The organism is bacterium, assembly GCA_035505375.1.
Classification (GTDB): Bacteria; Hydrothermota; Tepidihabitantia; order Tepidihabitantales; family Tepidihabitantaceae; genus UBA2258.
Genome location: DATJQV010000054.1, coordinates 1 through 18,410, shown reverse-complemented (window position 1 = coordinate 18,410; position 18,410 = coordinate 1). Strand labels below are relative to the sequence as shown.

Below are 18,410 nucleotides of genomic sequence, written 5' to 3'. Positions count from 1 at the left end.
GGAGGGCGGACTCAGACTCGAGAGCAACATCCGGCCCAATCGCATATTCACCGCTGACAACGCAATTGTGCTGTACCGCGTCGGCTCCGTTGTCCCGACCAAGCTCACCGAGGTGGTAGACCGCGTCGTTTCGATTCTCCGGAAGAATAGGGAAGAACTAGGGACAGGCACCCCATTCCGGGAAGCTTCGGGACACCAACCCATTGCAGATTCTAGATTGTCGATTTTAGATTGCCCGGCGGCTTCGTCACGGCCGCTAGCCTTAAACCAAGGGATTTCCGATTTTAGATTAGCCGAGTCCGACCAATTTCAGATTGTTGATTGCCGATTGCAGATTGACGCAGCAGCGCGGAAATAGATACTGGCCGCTCACTGCTGTTGTCCGGCCCCAATCCCCAGCCCCTAACCCCTCGCCCCCAATCCCTTTCCCCCAGTCCCTCTTCCTGATTGACACACCGGTCCGCTGTTTCTAGAATCACGCTGTGACCATGCTATCCGAGCCGTCCCTGACCCGGTCGGGTGCACGACGAGTGATACACCCGCGAGTATCCCAACCACAGCAAGTCTCAAATGGAGGTTTCATGTTTGTCCGATACTCTAAGCTAACGAGAACTGCAGTTCTTGCCTTAGTCGTGGCTCTTCTGCTTCCGGCGTGCCGTCTGGGGTTAAAGACCGGTGCACCGACGACGCCGTCGGCGCCCATCGGCCCTTCTTCCGGGCTGCCTGACTTCACGTACACTTTCACCGCCTCGACCACGGGGCCAAGCGGCGACTCCATCCAATACCAGTTCGACTGGGGCGACGGACAGAAGTCCCTGTGGAGTTGGTCGGTGCCGAGCGGAAGGTCGGTGACGGCATCCCACGCCTGGTCGGCCACGGGCACATACCCGGTTACGGTGAGGGCACTTAACTCGCAGCAGCAGGTAATGTCTGATTGGTCGCCGGCCCACAGCCTGATAATCAGCACAACTCGCAGCGACTGAACGAGAAGTTGCTGGAATAGCTGTGAACCGCGCACCGCGAGCCGCCGGTCGTTGGCCGTCGGACAGTCCCTGGTCCCAACCTGAATCCGACATTGGAGCCACGAAGACCGGAAGAGAGAGTCCGAAACACGAAGTCCGCCGAGGCCAATGACGATTGAAGTCCGCATGCCCGAATTCGTCATTTGCCTACATTCGGGCCTGGCCGCGACGGTCCCTCCTGCTGATTGACAACCCAGCCAGCAAGACCTAGAATCCAATCGTGAACGCAGACCAGCCCGCGATGGATAGCGCTCCGGTGAGCAAGTGGAAGCCGGTGAAGGACTACACCATCAGGACCGCCGGCTTTGCCGAGCACCTGCCGCCCGAGGCCGACTACGCGGTTCAGGTCGCCCACGAGGTGGAAGGAACCCTCCGCGACAGCCACACGTGGGTTCGGCATGAGCCCGAGCACTACGTGATTCCGAGCCGGGCCTCTGCCCACCGTTAGCCCGCGCGGCCGGCTGTCTGCTCCCCGACCCGTTGCCACTGGTTTGAAGCCTGTCTGAGTTCCACCATCAACATCTGCGTTGGGCAGTTTTGACATGTGAGAAGACGAGGCTAGGATGTCCGCATGCTGAGAACATTGCTTATCGCGCTTGCCGGGCTGCTGGTAATCGCCCCGATATGCGGAACCGGCCTGACCGTGACTTTCGGCTACACGAATACCGACTCCGAGGCCGTGACTTTCGACACGCGGATGGGCACGACCGGTAGCTGGCTCGATTCGGGCATTGTCGTGCCGCCCGATTCCAGCGTCACCACGTCCCCGCACGCGGTCCAGAAGGACTACTGGTTCACGTGCGTGGTCAAGGATGAGGAGAGCACGACCCTCGACAGCGTGGTGGTCGCCGGCTACCAGTGGACCGCGGGCAGTTCGGTCACGTGGGCATGGGACGGCACGGCGTTGACCCCGCACGTGTTCATTCCCTGACGCGGCAGTCGACGCCTGACGGCAGCCATCCAATCTCGGGTCGCCGGGTGCCGGCCGCCGGTCCCCGCCCCCGACCCCTGTGGATCTCGGATTCCATTCGACGGGCGCGGATTTGCCTCGGTTCCGATTGCCGGCCCGACCCTGAATTGACATGCGCGTGGTTGCCGCTACCATCTCGCACCCGAAAGGAGCAAACCGATGACCAAATGGGAATATAAGTTCGTTTGGATCGACATCAACCTCAGCCCGATTCTAACGCTGGCTCGCTGGGGCGTACACGTGCCCGGCGAGAAGAAGGCCAGGGACACGATGGCGGGCGTCGAGAAGTACGTCACCGAGCTCGGCGCCGAGGGCTGGGAGCTGGTCAACACTATTAACGGAACCAACCACGAGGGCAACATCACCCGTGCCGTTCTGTTCATGAAGCGGCCGGTCGCCTAGGCCGCTTTCCGCTCGTCGGGACGGGCCAGTGCTCGCGGCCGGGTCTTTAGCGTGCAGTTCAACTGGCTTGACTATGTACTGATTGGCGGCATAGCCACCGTCGCCGCCGTCCAATTCCTCCGCAGCACCAGGGATTTATCGCGCGTTCTCTATGAAGCCGTCTTCATGGTCGCCGCGGTCGTCGCGACATCCATCCTGCTGCGGCCGCTGATGAACATGACCCGGTTACCCGCCCCGCTGTTGTTCGGGGGCGTCGGCGGCATCCTGCTCGTGCTCGGCATTTTCATCGCGGCACTCATCAATCAGGTGGCGCCGTTCGACCTGGGCATGTTCAATTACCTGTTCGGACTCCTGCTGGCGGTTGTCTGTGGCTACACGCTGGGACACCTGGCGCTGCGTACGGCCGACATGGCCATTTCTCCGCGGAATCCGGAGTTCGCCGCCGCAGTCCACCACTCGCTTACCGCACGCGACCTGCTCTACTTCAGGACCTTCATCGAGACACGTGCGGTCCTCCGCTTCGCACGCTGGAAGAACCTCTAGGCGACGCTCAGCCTGAATTGACCCGAGCGACCTCGGTTGCTATCCTCACTGATGGTATTCCTGAGCCGACAATCGCCTGAAACCTGCGGCATATCGCGGTCCATCCTCGACTTCATCGGTAACACCCCGATGATGGATCTGGCGATCGAACATGAAGGACGAACCTGGCACTTCTATGCCAAGCTCGAGTTCATGAACCCGACCGGCAGCGTCAAAGACCGTATCGCCCGCTACATCATCGAGAAGGCTGAAGAACGTGGAGAACTCAGGCCCGATTCGACCATAGTCGAAGCCACCAGCGGCAACACCGGCATCGGTCTGGCCATGGTCTGTGCAGTGAAAGGCTACAAGCTCATCATCGTCATGCCCGAACACATGAGCATGGAGCGCCGCAAGATCATGACCAGCATGGGCGCGGAGTTGTGCCTGACGCCGACCGCAGAGAGCTTCGCGGGCGCGAGGGCGCGCGCCGAAGCGATGGCCGCCAAGGACCCGCGCGTCTTTCTGCCCCGTCAGTTTCAGAACGAGGACAACACGGACTGCCATTATCAGACCACAGCGATCGAAATCCTGCGCCAACTTGCCGGCATCCGCATCGACGCCTTCGTGGCCGGCATCGGCACCGGCGGAACCCTGATGGGCGTCGGCCGGCGCCTGCGCAGCGTCAACCCCGCGGCGAAGATCGTCGCGGTCGAGCCGACCGAGGCGGCGATCCTCTCCGGCGGCCGGGACATGGGCGTCCACCAGATTGCCGGCATCGGCGACGGCTTCATACCCGAAATCGTAGACGTGAAACAGCTGGATTGGGTCGAGGCCATTCACGGTTCGGACGCGGTCGCGATGGCGCGTCACATCAGTACGAAATACGGCATGATGGTCGGGGTCTCCTCCGGCGCCAACGTGCTGGCGACAATCGGCGTGTTGAAGAGACTCGGACCTGAGGCCAACGTCGTCACCGTTCTGCCCGACCGGTCCGAACGTTACTTCTCGACCGACCTCTATTCCGACAAGCGAGAAGAGATTGTCCGCACGTGCCAGAAGAACTGCGAGAACGCATTCTGCGAATTCCGGACAGCCAACTAGCCCGTGCCGTTCGGTTGACATCCGTGCCAGGCCATCTACCCGGTTGGCCCAAACCAGTGTCTGAGAACGAAAGGAACCGCGATGCCCGCATCTGAAATTGAGAAACTGCGCTCCGAGACTGTCGGGATTGAAGTCGAATCGCCGCTTTTGGGCGGCGGCACCCGTCAGTTCGTGAACCTCGACAATGCCTCCAGCACGCCCACCTTCCGGCCGGTGATGAACAAGGTGGATGAGTTCATGCGCTTCTACTCGAACGTCGCCCGCGGCACCGGGTTCAAGAGCCAGGTCGCCTCCTGGACCTTCGAGGAGTCGCGCCGTGCCGTGGCCCGGTTCGTCAAGGCCGACCCAACCCGCGACGCGGTTATCTTTACCCGTAACACTACCGAGTCCATGAACCGGCTGGCGGTGCTGTTCCCATTCAAGTCGGACAGCGTCGTGCTGACAACCACGATGGAACACCACTCCAACGACCTGCCCTGGCGGCAGCGGGCCCAGGTGGTCCACGCCCGGGTACTCGCCGACGGCTCGTTGGACATCGAGGACTTCACGGCCAAGCTCAACCAGTACCGCGGACGGGTCGCGCTGGTCGCGGTCACCGGCGCCTCCAATGTCACGGGCTGGGTCAACCCGGTGCACGAACTGGCGCGCCTCGCCCACGAGGCCGGGGCCCACATTGTAATTGACGCGGCACAGGTTGCACCGCACCGGCCGATAGACATGCGCAAGCCCGACGACCCCGAGCACCTTGACTTCGTTGCGTTCAGCGGACACAAGACCTATGCCCCCTACGGCATCGGCGTCCTGATCGGCAGCAAAGACCTGCTCCATCCGCCGGTGCCGTCACTCGTCGGCGGCGGAGTCGTGGACCTCGTCACGCTCGACTCGATTGTCTGGCGTGGATTGCCAAGCCGCGAGGAGGCGGGCACGCCCGGCGTGGTTGGGGCCGTGGCCCTGGCCGCGGCCATCGCCGTCATCGAGTCGGTCGGATGGGACGCAATCCGTCGTCACGAAGATGCACTCACGAGCCACACTCTCGAACGTCTGTCACAAATCCCCGGGGTCACCGTGTACGGCAGCGCTTCAACCACGGACCTGTCTCGGCGTCTGGGCGTTATCGCATTCAACCTTGAAGGTCGGTCAGATGCGCTGGTGGCCGCCATCATGGCTCACGAAGCCGGCGTCGGCGCGCGCTGCGGGCTCTTCTGCGCGCACCCCTACGTCATTACACTCCTTGACCTCAGGCAGCGCGAAGTCGAGCGTATCCGCGACCAGATCGTCCTCGGCAACATGGCCGGCGTACCGGGAATAGTCCGCGCGTCATTCGGCATGTACAACGACCGCTCCGACGCAGACGCGCTCTGCGATTCGCTCACGGCAATCTCGCAGGGAAAACACGCCGCCTACCAGGCCGACCCGAGGACGGGCGAGTATCGTCCAACGGGACACGAACGACTGAGGCCCGAGGATTACTTCAGTCTGAACCCGCGTTGAGCCGTCAGCCAGAGCATCGGTAGGAAGACCGGCCGGCAAACCGTGAACCCCATCGAGAGCCTTCGCGCCGAGGTCGTGGGAATCGACGTCCAGGTCCCGCTTCTTTCCGGCGGCACCCGCACCTACGTGAACCTCGACAACGCGTCAAGCACCCCGACGTTCCGGCCGATAGTCGAGAAGGTGGACGAGTTCTTGCGTTACTACTCCAACGTTGCCCGTGGCACCGGGTTCAAGAGCCAGATCGCCTCGTGGGCATACGAGGAGTCGCGCAACATCATCAGCCGGTTTGTGGGGGCCGACCCCAGGAACGACACCGTCATAATAACCCGCAACACCACTGAATCGCTGAACCGGCTGGCTGCGTTGTTCCCGTTCAAGCCGGGCGACGTCATTCTAACGACCCGGATGGAGCACTCCTCCAACAATCTGCCCTGGCGCCGGCGCGCACCGATAGTGCAGGCCGGGCTCAATCCGGACGGCTCGCTCGACCTGGACGACTTCGCGGCGAAGCTGAAGGAGTTACGCGGCCGGGTCGCGCTGGTGACCGTCACCGGCGCGTCAAACGTCACCGGCTGGGTGAACCCGATCCACCACCTCGCGCGGCTCGCCCACGAGGCCGGAGCACGGATTGCTGTCGACGCGGCCCAGATCGCCCCGCACCGGCCGATAGACATGCGAAAGCGGGGCGACCCGGAGCGTCTGGACTTTGTCGCCTTCAGCGGGCACAAGACCTACGCACCGTACGGCGCGGGTATCCTCGCCGGGGACAAGTCCATGCTCTGCCCGTCCGAGCCCGCCCTGGTCGGTGGCGGGGTTGCCGACCTGGTCACGCCGCACTCGGTCGTCTGGCGCGACCTGCCCAGCCGCGAGGAAGCGGGCACGCCGGCAGTGGTGGGTGCCGTGGCCATAGCCGCGGCCATCAACCTTCTCGGGACGGTCGGATGGGAAGCAATCATGCAGCACGAGGCCGACCTCACCCGGTACGCGCTCACGCGCCTCAGCCGAATACCGGGCATCAGGGTTCACGGCAAGACCCGGACCGACGACCTTCAGGACCGCCTCGGGACCATCTGCTTCAGCATGGACGGAAAGCCGGCCCAGCTTGTCGCGGCTGTGCTCGCCTACGAGGCCGGCGTCGGCGCACGTTGCGGGCAGTTCTGTGCCCATCCCTACATCTTCGCCCTGCTCGGCATCAGTGACGTCGAAGCCGAGAGGCTGTACGAAGGCGCATCCTGTGGCAGCCTGGCCGACATGCCGGGCGTCGTGCGCGCTTCGTTCGGACTCTACAACGACGAATCCGACGTGGACGCGTTCTGCGATTCCCTCGAAGCAGTCGCCCGTGGCGACCACGCCGAATACGATGCCGACCCCAGGACCGGAGAACGCCGGCCCAAAGGCCGGCCCAGACTGAACCCGGCTGACTACTTCAACCTGAGTCCACGCCTGCCTGAATAAACGGCTTTTCTCCATTGACCCGAGCGGGGCTTTGCGGCCCCGCTTCAGCTTATCCCAGGGGTGCGCAAAGCTGTCGCAGCATAGTCAGCTTCGCGAGGGCTACGGGGTCGGGCCGAGCGAGCCGTCCGGCTAGGGAAAGAAGAACGCGACTTCCCGCCGGACGTCCTCATCGGGATTGGATGCGTGGACTGCGTTGGTACGGACCGACGTGCCGAAGTCGGCCCGGATAGTGCCCGGCGCAGCCTTGCTCGGGTCGGTCAGGCCGACAAAGGCGCGCACTCGGCGACAGACATCCGGCCCGTCCAGCCGGACTGCGACCAGCGGCCCGGAAGTCATGAACTCCACGAGCCCGGCAAAGAACTCCTTGCCGCGGTGAATCGCATAGAACTCCTCGGCCTCTTCCCGGCTCAATCGCCGCATCACGAGGCCGGTGACGGCGAAGCCGGCCGTCTCCAGCCGGCCGAGTATCTCGCCGATGTGGTGCTTTCCGACCGCGTCGGGTTTGACGAGCAGCAGTGTCTGGTTGAAGTCCATGGTCTACGTGACCGCTATTCTATCCATCATGTGACAGCGCGTCAATGCGACTTTGCATCCGGATTGACCGCGATTTCACTCGCGACCAGCTTCGCCAGGTCCGTCACACCTGCGATTATGGCCCGTGAGCTGAAGGTCGCCATTGTCACCGCGTCGACACTCTCCGGCTGAGCCGGGTCGAAAGCGAGCAGCTTCTCAAGCAGCCCGCCGCGACTCACAAGGTCGATGTACGCCGGGCTCTCCTGATTGTTCAGGATGTAGATGCGGACGGGTTTGCCGTGCGGGTCGAAGAAGACCTGGACCGGAACCGCGCCTTCGTAGCCCTTGGCCGTGACCCCGGCGCTGTCGGAAAAGGCCTCATACCCCAGGATCTGTCCGGCACTATCGCGGATTACCTGATGGGGAAACGGCCTGGGAGAACGCCTTGCCGATGCGGCCGCCGGAAAGGCCTTCCTGACGATGGTCGGGACTGTTTCGGGAACAGGCGGTGCAAGCGCGGACTTGGCCGGGATGGTAGGAGGGGTTGCCGCTACTGTGGGGCTTGCGACAGGCGGCGCCACCGGTGCTGGTTGCGACACTGGATTCTGCACCGGCACTGACTTCGGCGCCTGCCTGCTGCCGCAGCCGGTGACGGCGAAGCAGAGCAACGCCGCAGCCACAGAGGCCAGTCCTCTAGTCTCGCTGGTCATAGGCGGGATAGTTCTAGCAAAGACGGACCGCAAGTCAACGTCCTCACCGGGACGGACGACCGGCTTGACACGGAACCACGGTGACGGCAATATCATAACTGTCATGAATACCAGAACTCCCGCCACACAGTTATACAAGGCCGTGGGCCCGCACGCCGACGACATCACCACGGTTGCGAGCGAACTCGCGCGCCGTGGCTGGGCCGAGGCCAACGCAGGCAACATCTCAATCAGGCTGAGTGAGGGCCCCATTCTCGGCTCGATGCTTGTCAAACGGGCGAACACTCGCATGCGCGACCTTGCGCGCAATCCTACCGAGGGTCTTTGCCTCCTCACGTTCGGTGCCGGCGACCGCTCTTACTCGGTCGTGCCGAAGGGTACGCAGCCGTCGACTGAACTGCCAACCCACGTCGCGGTACACGACATGCTGGCAAGATTCAGGCACCACGACCGCGTCGTAGTTCACACCCACCCGACCGCTCTAATCGGCCTGACCCACCGGTGCCCGGACCACAAGAAACTCGTCCGCCTGCTTCTCTCCGCCTGTACCGAGGCGCCGATTCTGCTTCAAGACCGGCTCACGGCCGTCCCGTTCCTGCCGCCGGGTACTTCGTCACTCGGCCGCGCCACTGCCAACGCGCTTGAGCGATACTCAGCCGTAGTCTGGCCGGGGCATGGGATTGTCGCGGTCGGTCGGACCGCCGCGTCTGCGCTCGACCTTGTCGAACTGACGGAGAAAGCAGCCCAGATCGCGCTGAGCATCGGCTCTCACGCGGGCCTGTCCCCTGCTCAGCAGAAGGTTTGCCGCAAGGCAGCCCGCCTCGAATGAGGCGTGCCCGCACTCAAGGTCCGCTCCGTCACCCTGGTCGCTCTCTCAAGGGAAGACCCGCCCCGGACGGTATCGAGACGTTCTTCGAAGTAAAGACCCGGGACTCGGAACTTCCGCCCGAGGAGTTCGCCAAGCTTACCCGCCGCCCCATCCACATCGTGCTCGACAATCTGCGGAGCGCGTTCAACGTAGGCTCCATCTTCCGACTCGCCGACGCTGCCCGCGCGGCCGAGGTCATCACTTGCGGCTACACCGCATACCCGCCGCACCACAAACTTGAGCAGACGTCGCTTGGCACGACCGACTCGGTTCCATGGCGAAGATTCGACGACACCCTGGCAGCGCTGGCCGACCTCAGAGCCAGGGGAATCCAGATCGTTGGAGTAGAGACTGCCAAAGGCGCACCGCCATACCACCGCTTCGACTACAGCTTCCCCGTGGCGCTGGTGCTCGGCAACGAGGCTCTCGGCGTCTCCGAGGCCGCGCTGAGAGCCTGTGACGCGGTCATCGAGATCCCGGTATTTGGATACAAGAACTCAGTAAACGTGGCAACCGCTGCGGCTATAGTGCTTTACGAGGCTCTGCGTCGCGGCGACTGGCTGGACGGATCGGAGTCCCCAGGCCCTCTGTCCCGAGCTATTCCACCGGACGGAATCTGGGAATCTGGGACTTGAGAACTGGCCGCTTGTAGAAGCCAACTCCGACGGCGAAGCCACGCCACCGGAGCAGGACAAACCCGTTTTCGGCATCGACATCGATAATCAAGCTTCCCCCGTTGATGAGCCGCTTCGCCTGCTCGTCATCCAGTTCGATGGCATTCCGCGTCGCGTGCCGGCCGAGGACCTGCATGCCGAATGTAGTCGGCTTGACTGAGTGTGGGTAGATCCTCGCCAGTCTCATGCCTCTCCGCATCGGCCTCACTGCGTCGAACTCCATGACTTCTGGCGTGCCTGCAAAGACCGTCTCCTGCTCCTCCGTCACCTCGAACCGATCAAACACCTCTATTGGAATGCCGAACCGCTCGCAGAGCTCCCGAACTCTTCGATTCAGGATGGCCTCCGTATCAGGGCGAGGAAGAATGGTTCGGTATCGTTGTCCTGCGGCAGTATCCTCCGGCATGAACCAACTGCCTCGGGGTACTCCGCTCCCTCCCACTCCCGCAAGCCGGGCCGCGTGACAAGGCCGGGCAGTTCAGCGGGACGGATCTCGGCTTCCGGTTGCCGGTCCAGCAAGTGCGCCACCACAGACTCATTCTCCTCCGGCGCAACGGTGCAGGTCGAATAGACCATTACACCGCCCGGCTTGAGCGCAAGGTAGCCGGCGACGATCAGCCGCTTCTGAATCGAAGTGAGGCGCTCGATGGCGGCAACCGACCATCGGTCCAAAGCCTGAGGCGACTTCCTGATGGTTCCCTCGGAAGAACACGGAGCATCAACCAGAACCCGATCACAAGTACCAGTGACCATCCTGGCGAGGCTTGCACCGTCCATCCGACACACCGCTACGTTCAGACATCCGGCGCGGTCGATATTACCGATTAGACCGCGCACGCGCATGGGCGCAGGGTCGTTTGAAATGATGAGTCCGGTGTGTTGCATCATCGCCGACATCTGGGTGGTCTTCGAGCCGGGCGCTGCAGCGATGTCCAATACGCGCTCGCCGGGCTGGGGTTGCAGGACCAGCGGCGGCACCATGGAAGCGGCTTCCTGAACGTAGATAAGCCCAATAAAGTGCTCGATCCGCTTGCCGAGGCTGGTGCTTGGGACACGATCCGAATCCCCCGAGCCGGATTCGGTCATGTCCCGCGCCAGGCTAAACCCGAGCTCATACCACGCCAGTGGCTCGGGCTTCAGATCGGCCATCAAGTCAAGCACCTGGTCCCGTGTCGCCTTGAGCGTATTCACCCGGAACGTCCGCCTGAGCGGGCGCTGCATGGCATCCAGGAAGGCGTCGAAGTCGGGGATGAACTGCGAGTAACGGTCGATGAACGGCTGAGGGAACCTGCGCGTCGGCATCCGCTATCCGCCTACCGCTTTACGCTCACCACCCGCCGTCTCCTCACCCGCGCTCCGCTCTTCCTCTCCTCTTGAAGGAGAGGGATGAGGTGAGGAGCAATTCTGCGCTCTAGACTCTAGCTTCTCGCTTCTGATTTCGTCCTCTCTTCGCCGCTCCTCTGACGTCTTACATCTCTCATCTGACATCTGACTTCTGACTTCGCCTGCCCCAACCGCTCTCGACCAACTATCCAATCTCCGCAAGGCATCAAGCCTATCCTTGTTCCCAAGCTTCGCCTCGCGTATTCCCTTTTCGAGGAAAGCGACCGAGCGGTCGTATGCGTTCCGGTCAACCGGGTAGGGCCACCCGTCCTTGCCGCCGACCGCGAACGTGTAGGTAACCGGGTCGCGGAAACTCAACGGCGCGCCGTGTGTCACCTCGGCAATCAGAGCCAGTGCGCGTATCGTCTTCGGTCCGACTCCGGGTTGCAGAAGCAGCGCGGAAAAGTCCTGCGGCGGCTTCTCGTAGGTGCCCACGAGCGCCTTCTGCAGGTACTTCGGACTGACATCTCCCAGTCCGACCGGGTGCTGCTCCGGCATGGCCAGAGCGCGCACGCGCTCGAACTCCTTGACCGTCACATCTGGCAGCCGCTGCGATATCGCCGTCACGGCCTGCCTCGCAATATCGGCTTCAGAGGCCACCATGTTCAGCGGCTTGCCCACGTGATCACAGGCAATCCCCTCGTGTGGTTCGGAGATGAAGCTCTCAAGACCCTCCGACAGCCAATGATAGCGCCTCGCCCAGCGCGTGTCGGTGTTCATCCCCTGCTGCACTACTGCCCAGCTCCCCTGGGTCGTGCCGATGAATACATGCTGGTATATCTGAAACCCGTCCTGCAATGCCGCGGAGTCGACCTTGGCACTCAGCCGGCTGGCTTTCACGAGCACGTCGCCATCCAGGCTGAACCGCTCGGAGAAACCGGTAATCTCCGCCGGTGTCTTGCGCGAGGCCCCGCCCTTGCCTCCACAGACATACAGACCGAGGTTCTCCTCCTGTCCCTTCACCGCCTCCTTCAGCGCTCCGCACACGGTCGTGGTCACGCCTGACGAGTGCCAGTCGAACCCGAGCACGCACCCGAAGCTCTGGAACCATACCGGGTCCGAGAACCTGCGCAAGAGCTCCATCGGACCGTAGTCCGTGACCACTATCTCAGTGACAGCCCGGCACAGCTTCACCATCCGTTGGAACAGCCACGCCGGCGCTTTGCCCCAGTGCAGGGGCATCATCGCGACTCCGCGTCTCACGAGTAGAGTCTACGGAGCACAAGCCCAAGCGCAAGCACAGGGAAGACGGGGGCTGTACCGCGCGTCCTGGCGCTGGGGACACATCCGCGACGCGTTCCTCGCGTCGCTCCGTGGACGTGTCCCCTCTGGACTGTCCCCATTTTCCCGAGGCCTCACATATGCACTCGACCACTTGACCACTCATCAGCTACTGCTATACTCGGCCTGAATGGCCGTGAATCGCCGTACCAGAGAAGCCATGTCCGGCCTCGCCTGGCTGCTACCCGCGCTGATCATCCTGGTGGGTTTCCGCGTCATCCCGATAATCCTGTCGGTCCGCATGAGCCTGTATGACTGGGGCATGGCCGGCGCGCGCGCCTTTGTCGGCCTCGGCAACTATGCGGCGGTCCTGCGCGACCCGGTCTTCTGGCAGTCGCTTCTCAACACCGGCTGGTACGTCCTGTTCGAAGTCCCGCTTATACTCTTCATCTCGCTCTTTGTCGCCATCCTGCTCAACCAGAAGATACGCGGCCTCGGCGTCTATCGCACGGTCTACTACCTGCCGGTCGTCACTTCGATCGTCGCGGTGTCGGTCGTCTGGCGCTGGATACTGCAACCCGACCGCGGACTCCTTAACTACATCCTCTCATGGTTTCACATCTCGGGCATCCGCTGGCTTCAGGACCCGCGCGGCTTATTTCAGCTCATTGCCGGTCCGTCGGTGCATCTACCGTCTACCCTGCGCGGCCCCTCAATCGCGCTTCTCTCACTCGTGATGATGGGCATCTGGAAGGGCATTGGATACAGCACGATCATCTTCCTGACCGGACTGCAGAACATCGACAAGTCCTACTACGAGGCGGCGCGCATCGACGGCGCGGGCCGGGGAGCGATGTTCCGCAAGATAACCTGGCCGCTCATATCACCCACGACCTACTACGTCCTCATCATGTCCTGTATCAGCGCCTTTGAGACCTTTGCCCAGGTCTGGATAATGACCGGCCCGCCCGCCGGTGGCCCGCTCTCCACGACCAAGGTGGTCATGTACTACTTCTACGAGACCTCATTCGAACTCTGGCGGCTCGGCTACGGCGCTGCCATCGCCTTCTTCGCGTTCCTCATCATCCTAGCGCTCACCATCCTCCAGCGAGTCTTCCTCGAACGGCGAGTGCAGTACGGATGAGACACGAGAGTAACCGCAGATTACGCAGATGACGCAGATGATCAGGACAGGACGGAACCGAGAAAGTAATCCACAGATTACGCAAATTACACAGATGTCTCCGGCATTCGGACTTCGGTCCTTCGATCTTCAATCGTCATTCGGACTTCGTCATTCGTGCTTCCGCCGATGAAGCCCCGCACCCTCCCGATACATATCCTGCTAGTGGTGGGTGGCGTTGCCATGATACTCCCGTTCTTCTGGATGCTCTCGACTTCGCTTAAGACGCCGATGGAGGCGCTCAAGTTCCCGCCGGCGTGGTGGCCCGCCTCCCCGCAATTCTCGAACTACACCGAGGTCTTCAAGGAGATTCCGCTCCTGCGCTACATGCTCAACACGGTCCTCGTCGCGGCCCTCAGCCTGTTTGGCGTGCTCGCGACCGGCATCATGGCCGCCTACGCCTTTGCCCGGTTCCGTTTCCCCGGCCGCGAAGTGCTCTTCATGGGCTTCCTTGCCTTGATGATGATACCCCTGCCGGTCTACCTGGTGCCGTCCTACACGCTGCTCTACAAGCTCGGCTGGATAGACACCTATGCAGCCATGATTGTGCCGTGGACGGTCAACATCTTCGCAATCTTCCTCCTGAGGCAGCACATCCGCCAGCTTCCGCAGGACCTCTTCGATGCTGCCCGCATCGACGGCTGTTCCGATTGGACCACCCTGACAAAGGTCGTGCTACCGCTCTGCAAGGCGCCGCTCGTGACCATCACGGTCTTCAATGTCATCGCCTCTTGGAACTCCTTCTTCTGGCCGCTGATCGTCACGAACTCGGACAAGATACGACCCCTGCAGGTCGGTCTTGCCTACTTCTCCCGGGAGCAGCAGACCAACTACACGTTGCTCATGGCCGCAACCACACTCGCCGTCATCCCGCTGATTGTTCTCTTCTTCGCCGCCCAGAAGCAGATAATCCAGTCCCAGGCCCGCTCCGGACTCAAGGAATAGGGCAGGCCGCCAGGACCGAACCGGAGTCTCACCACAAAGACACCAAGACACAAAGGGTCCGGACAATCGGCACTCGTCAATCGTCCATCGAAAATGGGATAACCGCCAAGACCGCTAAGAACGCCACGTCTCCGAACGGACTATCCGCAGATTACGCAGATTTGGCGGGGTTCGTCAACCCCCGACCCCTGATCCCCGGCCCCTGCCCCCTGTCCTCAGAATCCGATGCTGAAGGCCAGAGCACGCAGGCGGAGCTCGGCGAAGATTCCGCTGTGCTGGTGATACCCGAGGGCCGCGCTCTTGTACGCGCCAACCCGCAGACCGGCGCCCATGCCATAGTAGTCCCCGTCGCAACAGGCCGCGACCTCGACCGTCGGAGAGAACTGCCAATCCCTCGGCGACAGGTTGTACCAACTGCTCGTCCAAAGGCTACCGATGGCATCGACGTGCACGTCCGGGACCGCGCCCCACAACCGCCAGGTCGGCTTCGGATTGGACAAGATGGTGTAACCGACGTGGACCGGCAACATGACAATGCCGTCCCAGTAATCAACCGCCGCGTAAGAATCTGACGCCGACAACCCGAACCGCACGCGGTCAATGACGCACGTGACCGACGCGGGATGTATCGATACCGCGCCCCAGTCCCCGAACGGCACAAACTCGCCCACGTCCAGCGCATCAACCTTGATGAACCTCGCCGGCGTCTTCCCTTGCTCCGCAGCCAAGGCCGGTACCGCGGCCAGCAGGCAGACAGCAAGCAGACAGATGCGGGTACGTCGCAAAGGCTAGAGCTTCACGTGCAGCCCGACACCGAGACCGGTGGCAGCGGTCCTCCGCCAACCGGCCTGGAAGAAGTCCTGGTACGTTTCCTCGATCGGGTCCGCGTAGTCCAGATACGTCCTGTAGTACCGTCTCGACTCCCGGCCGGCGGTGAACCCGGCCCGGGTGGCCTCCAGGTCCAGACCGAGGCGACTGGACAGCTCGAATTCCAGGCCCAGGACGAATGTCTGGTCGAAAGCCCATACGCTCCGCTCGTGCCAGTCTTGGTAGTCGTAGCTGCTGCTGGTGTTGTCGATACGGCGTTCCGCCGAGCTGCGTCCGCCCAGTCCGATACCGCCGATGACCGAAAGGTACTGACGGAACAATGGCACCCGCACGCCCGGGATGGCCTGCACCCAAACGCTCTTCAGTGCGTCCCTCGCATGGGAGCCGCCCTGCACGTCCTCATCCATGACCAGATACCAATACCCGGACCCGCCCACTCGCGCCTGCACCATGCCAATCGATCCGAATCTGAATCCCACTCCCACGGCAGCGGCTGCCGGCTGCACCGCGCTGTCTCTTTCCGGCTGATACAGCACGTCGCGCATGAACGTCAGGCTCAAATCGAAGGCTTGGGCAGCTCCGGCAACCACGAACAGCCCGACTAGCAGCCTGAGAGTCATCTGTCTTCCGACCTTAGCATGTTTCACCTGAACCTCCTAGCGCGGTGCCGCACAGCTTGTGTTTCTAGAATCACGTCCGAACTTGGGCCACGGCGCGGCGGCCAGCGGTGCCAGTCCTCGGCAGGCGAAGAGCCACCCGTCGCGCGTACCGATGTAGACCGTGCCGTCCGGACCGATCCCGGGGCTGGCATAGACCATGTCTTCAACGTCGATAGTCCACCTGCTCTCCCATCGCGAATCGCGACAGGTGATTCTGTAGAAGTTCTGATAGCTCCTTTGGTCGATTGAATCGCCGCCCATGTAGAGATTCCCTGACCCATCCTGGAGCACCGATTGACACAGATACCACCCCCAGATCTGGTATGAAGCGAGAGTGTCGGGCTTATCGACAAAGAGGCCATTGTAGTTCGCCGTGTACAGCGTCGAACCTGTCCCCACCACCGCCGGCCCGGAGAGCTCGTCGTCACGTGAACGCTGCTGGATGACTTTGCCTTGCGAGTCAAAGGTGTACAATCCGCTGTCGGCAACCACGACGAAAGAGCCGCCTTCGCCCGCACTGACCCAATGTGGCGAGTTGACCGATGCGCTCCATTTCGGCGTCCCATCGGGCTTGAAGACTCGCACCGTCGGCGTATCTGACGGGGCCATCAATACCCAGCAGACACTGCTGTCGGTACCAACCGCGGGGCTGCCTTGGGCCCAGCCGTACGCAGCGAACTCCCACCTGAGCGACCCGTCGCGGTTCAATGCAACTAAGGTATCGTTGCGACTGGCGTAGATGGCGCCGTCCGGCCCCAGCGCCGGGCACAATAGCCGATCGTCAACAAGAGAATCGGTCTGTAGCACGGAGCCATCCTGGCCGATTACTTGCAGCCTATTGTCCAGCAGATATATCTTGCCATCATCGCCGACAACCGGCGTGTGGTCGTAGCCAAATTGGCCGTCTCTCCACTTCTCGTGCCCGGCCGAGTCCAGGGCCGCAAGACCCGCGTCGGTGGCAACGTACACGGTCTTGTCCTGACCTACTGCCGGACAGGTCGCACGGACCGAGCCGACATAGACTAGCCACTTCACGATGGACGAATCCAGGGCCTCAAGCCGCAGCCCGCCCAGCCATTCGGAAGTCAGGCCTGAACTGTCGCGCGCCTGCGCCTTGACCACGAATAGCCCGGAGTCGCGCCAGACATGCGAAGCCGTAGCGCCCTTCGTGCCAGGAAAATAATCGCTCCAATCCGACGTATCGCCATCCCCCCAGGCAAAACGTACGGCGAAGAGTGTGCCTGAAAGCGTGTGCACTCTCGTGGTGCAAGTAACGACCTGTCCGACCACGACCCGGGCCGGGCCGCGCACTGGGTCGAGTGTCGGCGGCAGCTCGCGATTGCAGCCTGCGAAAACTAGCAGACAGACGGAAAAGACCAGCAACTTCGACTTCATCGCACCTCCAGTGAGTCCAGATTATCGGCCTACCCGATGATGTGTCAATAATGGAACCTGCTGGCGCTGCACAGCTCAGAAGCGTTCAACTCGACCAAGTCCACTGAAAGAACCCGGACTGCCTCGTCCGAAGTCGACCGCCGCTCCCCTACTTCCATCGGGAGCGGAGCGCAATCGAAGGCCACTGTTTAGGAAAGTCATGACATCCCAGTTTCTTATAAGTCCCCAGCGATTCCGACCCGGAAATCTCCTAACTTCTATCTTTTCAATTCACTATTCACTCTTTCCGCATCTCCCCTACCCCGTCCCCCCGGCTATTCCGGAGATTGTTCTCCGACTTACCCGGAGGCCAATTCCGAGGACTACCATGGAGGTTATTCGGAGAGCAATTCGGAGAGCTACCCGGACGGCTAATCGGAGGTCTACCCGGAAGGCTATCCTACCCGCTATTCGGAGAGCTACCCGGGAAGCTATCGGAAGAGCTGTCCCGAGAATTGCTCCCGGAATTGCCCGGAGAATTGCTCAGGAAGTGATCCGGAGACCAATCCAGGGATGAATTGGGAGAGCTACTCTGAGGATTACTCGGAGAGCAATCGGGCAGATTGCGGAGAGCATTACCCGGAGAGCTATCTGGAGAGCCTTGACTCTGGCTCCGTCTGACTCGCCACGGCAGGCGGAAGGCTACTTCAGTTTGACGACCTTGCGGACCAATTGTGCTTGAGCTTGCGCTTACGCTATCCGCACAAAGTACACGCCCGGTGCCAGCGCCCGCACATCATTTGCGCCGGGATGAAGGGCCAGAACCTTCCGGCCGGAAACGTCGAGCGACTCGTCATCCGCCCCTCACTATTGACTGGCAAATCGGCCAGCCTGATGCCCAGCTTCTCAGGAAACCAGAGCGAATCCTCAGTACGTTTCGCCATGGGTCCAGTTTACCTGAGAGGGGAGCGTGGCATCAATGCTGTTGAAAATCGGGGCTATTGCAGGTGAAAGGTGCATGCAGACGGACGTAAGCTGTCATCCGGCGTTGGATCGCGTCGACGGTGCTGAGTCCGGAGACGACTT

General features: G+C 62.0%; 21 protein-coding genes. 11 read left to right on the top strand and 10 right to left on the bottom strand.

Annotated elements, in window-relative coordinates:
- Positions 1–475: 475 nt before the first annotated feature.
- A complete protein-coding gene (locus VMH22_08975; protein HTW91827.1) occupies positions 476–1,150 on the bottom strand; it encodes a hypothetical protein in 675 nt (224 codons plus the stop codon).
- A 92-nt stretch (positions 1,151–1,242) separates the two neighbouring features.
- Between VMH22_08975 and VMH22_08970 the strand changes: the two genes are divergently transcribed.
- The 7 genes from VMH22_08970 to VMH22_08940 all read left to right on the top strand — a co-directional run bounded on the left by VMH22_08970 (position 1,243) and on the right by VMH22_08940 (position 6,966).
- Complete coding sequence (locus tag VMH22_08970) at positions 1,243–1,470, top strand: hypothetical protein (GenBank protein ID HTW91826.1); 228 nt, start codon at positions 1,243–1,245, stop codon at positions 1,468–1,470.
- 123 nt (positions 1,471–1,593) lie between these two features.
- A complete protein-coding gene (locus VMH22_08965) occupies positions 1,594–1,953 on the top strand; it encodes a hypothetical protein (GenBank protein HTW91825.1) in 360 nt (119 codons plus the stop codon).
- Between the two features lie 198 nt (positions 1,954–2,151).
- The gene (locus VMH22_08960; protein HTW91824.1) at positions 2,152–2,394 is read left to right on the top strand and encodes a DUF4177 domain-containing protein; all 243 of its coding nucleotides are present in this window, start codon (positions 2,152–2,154) and stop codon (positions 2,392–2,394) included.
- A gap of 51 nt (positions 2,395–2,445) precedes the next feature.
- Positions 2,446–2,937 carry a hypothetical protein gene (locus VMH22_08955; GenBank protein ID HTW91823.1) on the top strand — a complete coding sequence of 164 codons (492 nt, stop codon included), beginning with the start codon at positions 2,446–2,448 and terminating at the stop codon, positions 2,935–2,937.
- Between the two features lie 51 nt (positions 2,938–2,988).
- The gene (gene cysK, locus VMH22_08950; protein HTW91822.1) at positions 2,989–4,020 is read left to right on the top strand and encodes a cysteine synthase A; all 1,032 of its coding nucleotides are present in this window, start codon (positions 2,989–2,991) and stop codon (positions 4,018–4,020) included.
- Positions 4,021–4,101: 81 nt separating this feature from the next.
- Positions 4,102–5,511, top strand: a complete 1,410-nt coding sequence (locus VMH22_08945) for an aminotransferase class V-fold PLP-dependent enzyme (GenBank protein ID HTW91821.1) — start codon at positions 4,102–4,104, stop codon at positions 5,509–5,511.
- 42 nt (positions 5,512–5,553) lie between these two features.
- Positions 5,554–6,966, top strand: coding sequence for an aminotransferase class V-fold PLP-dependent enzyme (locus VMH22_08940; protein HTW91820.1), 1,413 nt, complete (start codon positions 5,554–5,556; stop codon positions 6,964–6,966).
- Positions 6,967–7,095: 129 nt separating this feature from the next.
- Here the strand turns inward: VMH22_08940 and ndk are convergent, their stop codons facing one another.
- Both ndk and VMH22_08930 read right to left on the bottom strand, forming a co-directional pair.
- Positions 7,096–7,500 (bottom strand): nucleoside-diphosphate kinase, encoded by a 405-nt coding sequence (ndk, locus tag VMH22_08935; protein HTW91819.1) that lies wholly within the window; start codon positions 7,498–7,500, stop codon positions 7,096–7,098.
- A 41-nt stretch (positions 7,501–7,541) separates the two neighbouring features.
- On the bottom strand, positions 7,542–8,189 hold the full coding sequence (locus VMH22_08930) for an FMN-binding protein (protein HTW91818.1): 648 nt from the start codon (positions 8,187–8,189) through the stop codon (positions 7,542–7,544).
- Positions 8,190–8,292: 103 nt separating this feature from the next.
- On the opposite strand from VMH22_08930, the gene VMH22_08925 reads away from it, so the two are divergent.
- Positions 8,293–9,018 carry a class II aldolase/adducin family protein gene (locus VMH22_08925; protein HTW91817.1) on the top strand — a complete coding sequence of 242 codons (726 nt, stop codon included), beginning with the start codon at positions 8,293–8,295 and terminating at the stop codon, positions 9,016–9,018.
- Entirely contained in the window at positions 9,015–9,692 is a 678-nt protein-coding gene (locus VMH22_08920; protein HTW91816.1) for an RNA methyltransferase, read from the top strand. Before VMH22_08925 ends, VMH22_08920 begins: the two co-directional genes overlap by 4 nt.
- Here the strand turns inward: VMH22_08920 and VMH22_08915 are convergent.
- From VMH22_08915 to VMH22_08905, 3 genes are all read right to left on the bottom strand, one after another.
- A complete protein-coding gene (locus VMH22_08915) occupies positions 9,655–9,918 on the bottom strand; it encodes a hypothetical protein (GenBank protein ID HTW91815.1) in 264 nt (87 codons plus the stop codon). The genes VMH22_08920 and VMH22_08915 overlap by 38 nt on opposite strands.
- Before the next feature lie 146 nt (positions 9,919–10,064).
- Positions 10,065–11,033: an RsmB/NOP family class I SAM-dependent RNA methyltransferase gene (locus VMH22_08910; protein ID HTW91814.1), complete on the bottom strand. Its 969-nt coding sequence runs from the start codon at positions 11,031–11,033 to the stop codon at positions 10,065–10,067.
- A 3-nt stretch (positions 11,034–11,036) separates the two neighbouring features.
- Positions 11,037–12,317 (bottom strand): DUF763 domain-containing protein, encoded by a 1,281-nt coding sequence (locus VMH22_08905; GenBank protein ID HTW91813.1) that lies wholly within the window; start codon positions 12,315–12,317, stop codon positions 11,037–11,039.
- A 208-nt stretch (positions 12,318–12,525) separates the two neighbouring features.
- On the opposite strand from VMH22_08905, the gene VMH22_08900 reads away from it, so the two are divergent.
- Both VMH22_08900 and VMH22_08895 read left to right on the top strand, forming a co-directional pair.
- Entirely contained in the window at positions 12,526–13,479 is a 954-nt protein-coding gene (locus VMH22_08900; protein ID HTW91812.1) for a sugar ABC transporter permease, read from the top strand.
- 168 nt (positions 13,480–13,647) lie between these two features.
- Positions 13,648–14,463, top strand: coding sequence for a carbohydrate ABC transporter permease (locus tag VMH22_08895; GenBank protein HTW91811.1), 816 nt, complete (start codon positions 13,648–13,650; stop codon positions 14,461–14,463).
- Positions 14,464–14,678: 215 nt separating this feature from the next.
- Here the strand turns inward: VMH22_08895 and VMH22_08890 are convergent, their stop codons facing one another.
- From VMH22_08890 to VMH22_08875, 4 genes are all read right to left on the bottom strand, one after another.
- Positions 14,679–15,248: a hypothetical protein gene (locus VMH22_08890; protein HTW91810.1), complete on the bottom strand. Its 570-nt coding sequence runs from the start codon at positions 15,246–15,248 to the stop codon at positions 14,679–14,681.
- Between the two features lie 3 nt (positions 15,249–15,251).
- Positions 15,252–15,938 (bottom strand): hypothetical protein, encoded by a 687-nt coding sequence (locus VMH22_08885; protein HTW91809.1) that lies wholly within the window; start codon positions 15,936–15,938, stop codon positions 15,252–15,254.
- Between the two features lie 9 nt (positions 15,939–15,947).
- Entirely contained in the window at positions 15,948–17,345 is a 1,398-nt protein-coding gene (locus tag VMH22_08880; protein ID HTW91808.1) for a PQQ-binding-like beta-propeller repeat protein, read from the bottom strand.
- A 734-nt stretch (positions 17,346–18,079) separates the two neighbouring features.
- Positions 18,080–18,268, bottom strand: a complete 189-nt coding sequence (locus VMH22_08875; GenBank protein HTW91807.1) for a hypothetical protein — start codon at positions 18,266–18,268, stop codon at positions 18,080–18,082.
- Positions 18,269–18,410 lie beyond the last annotated feature (142 nt).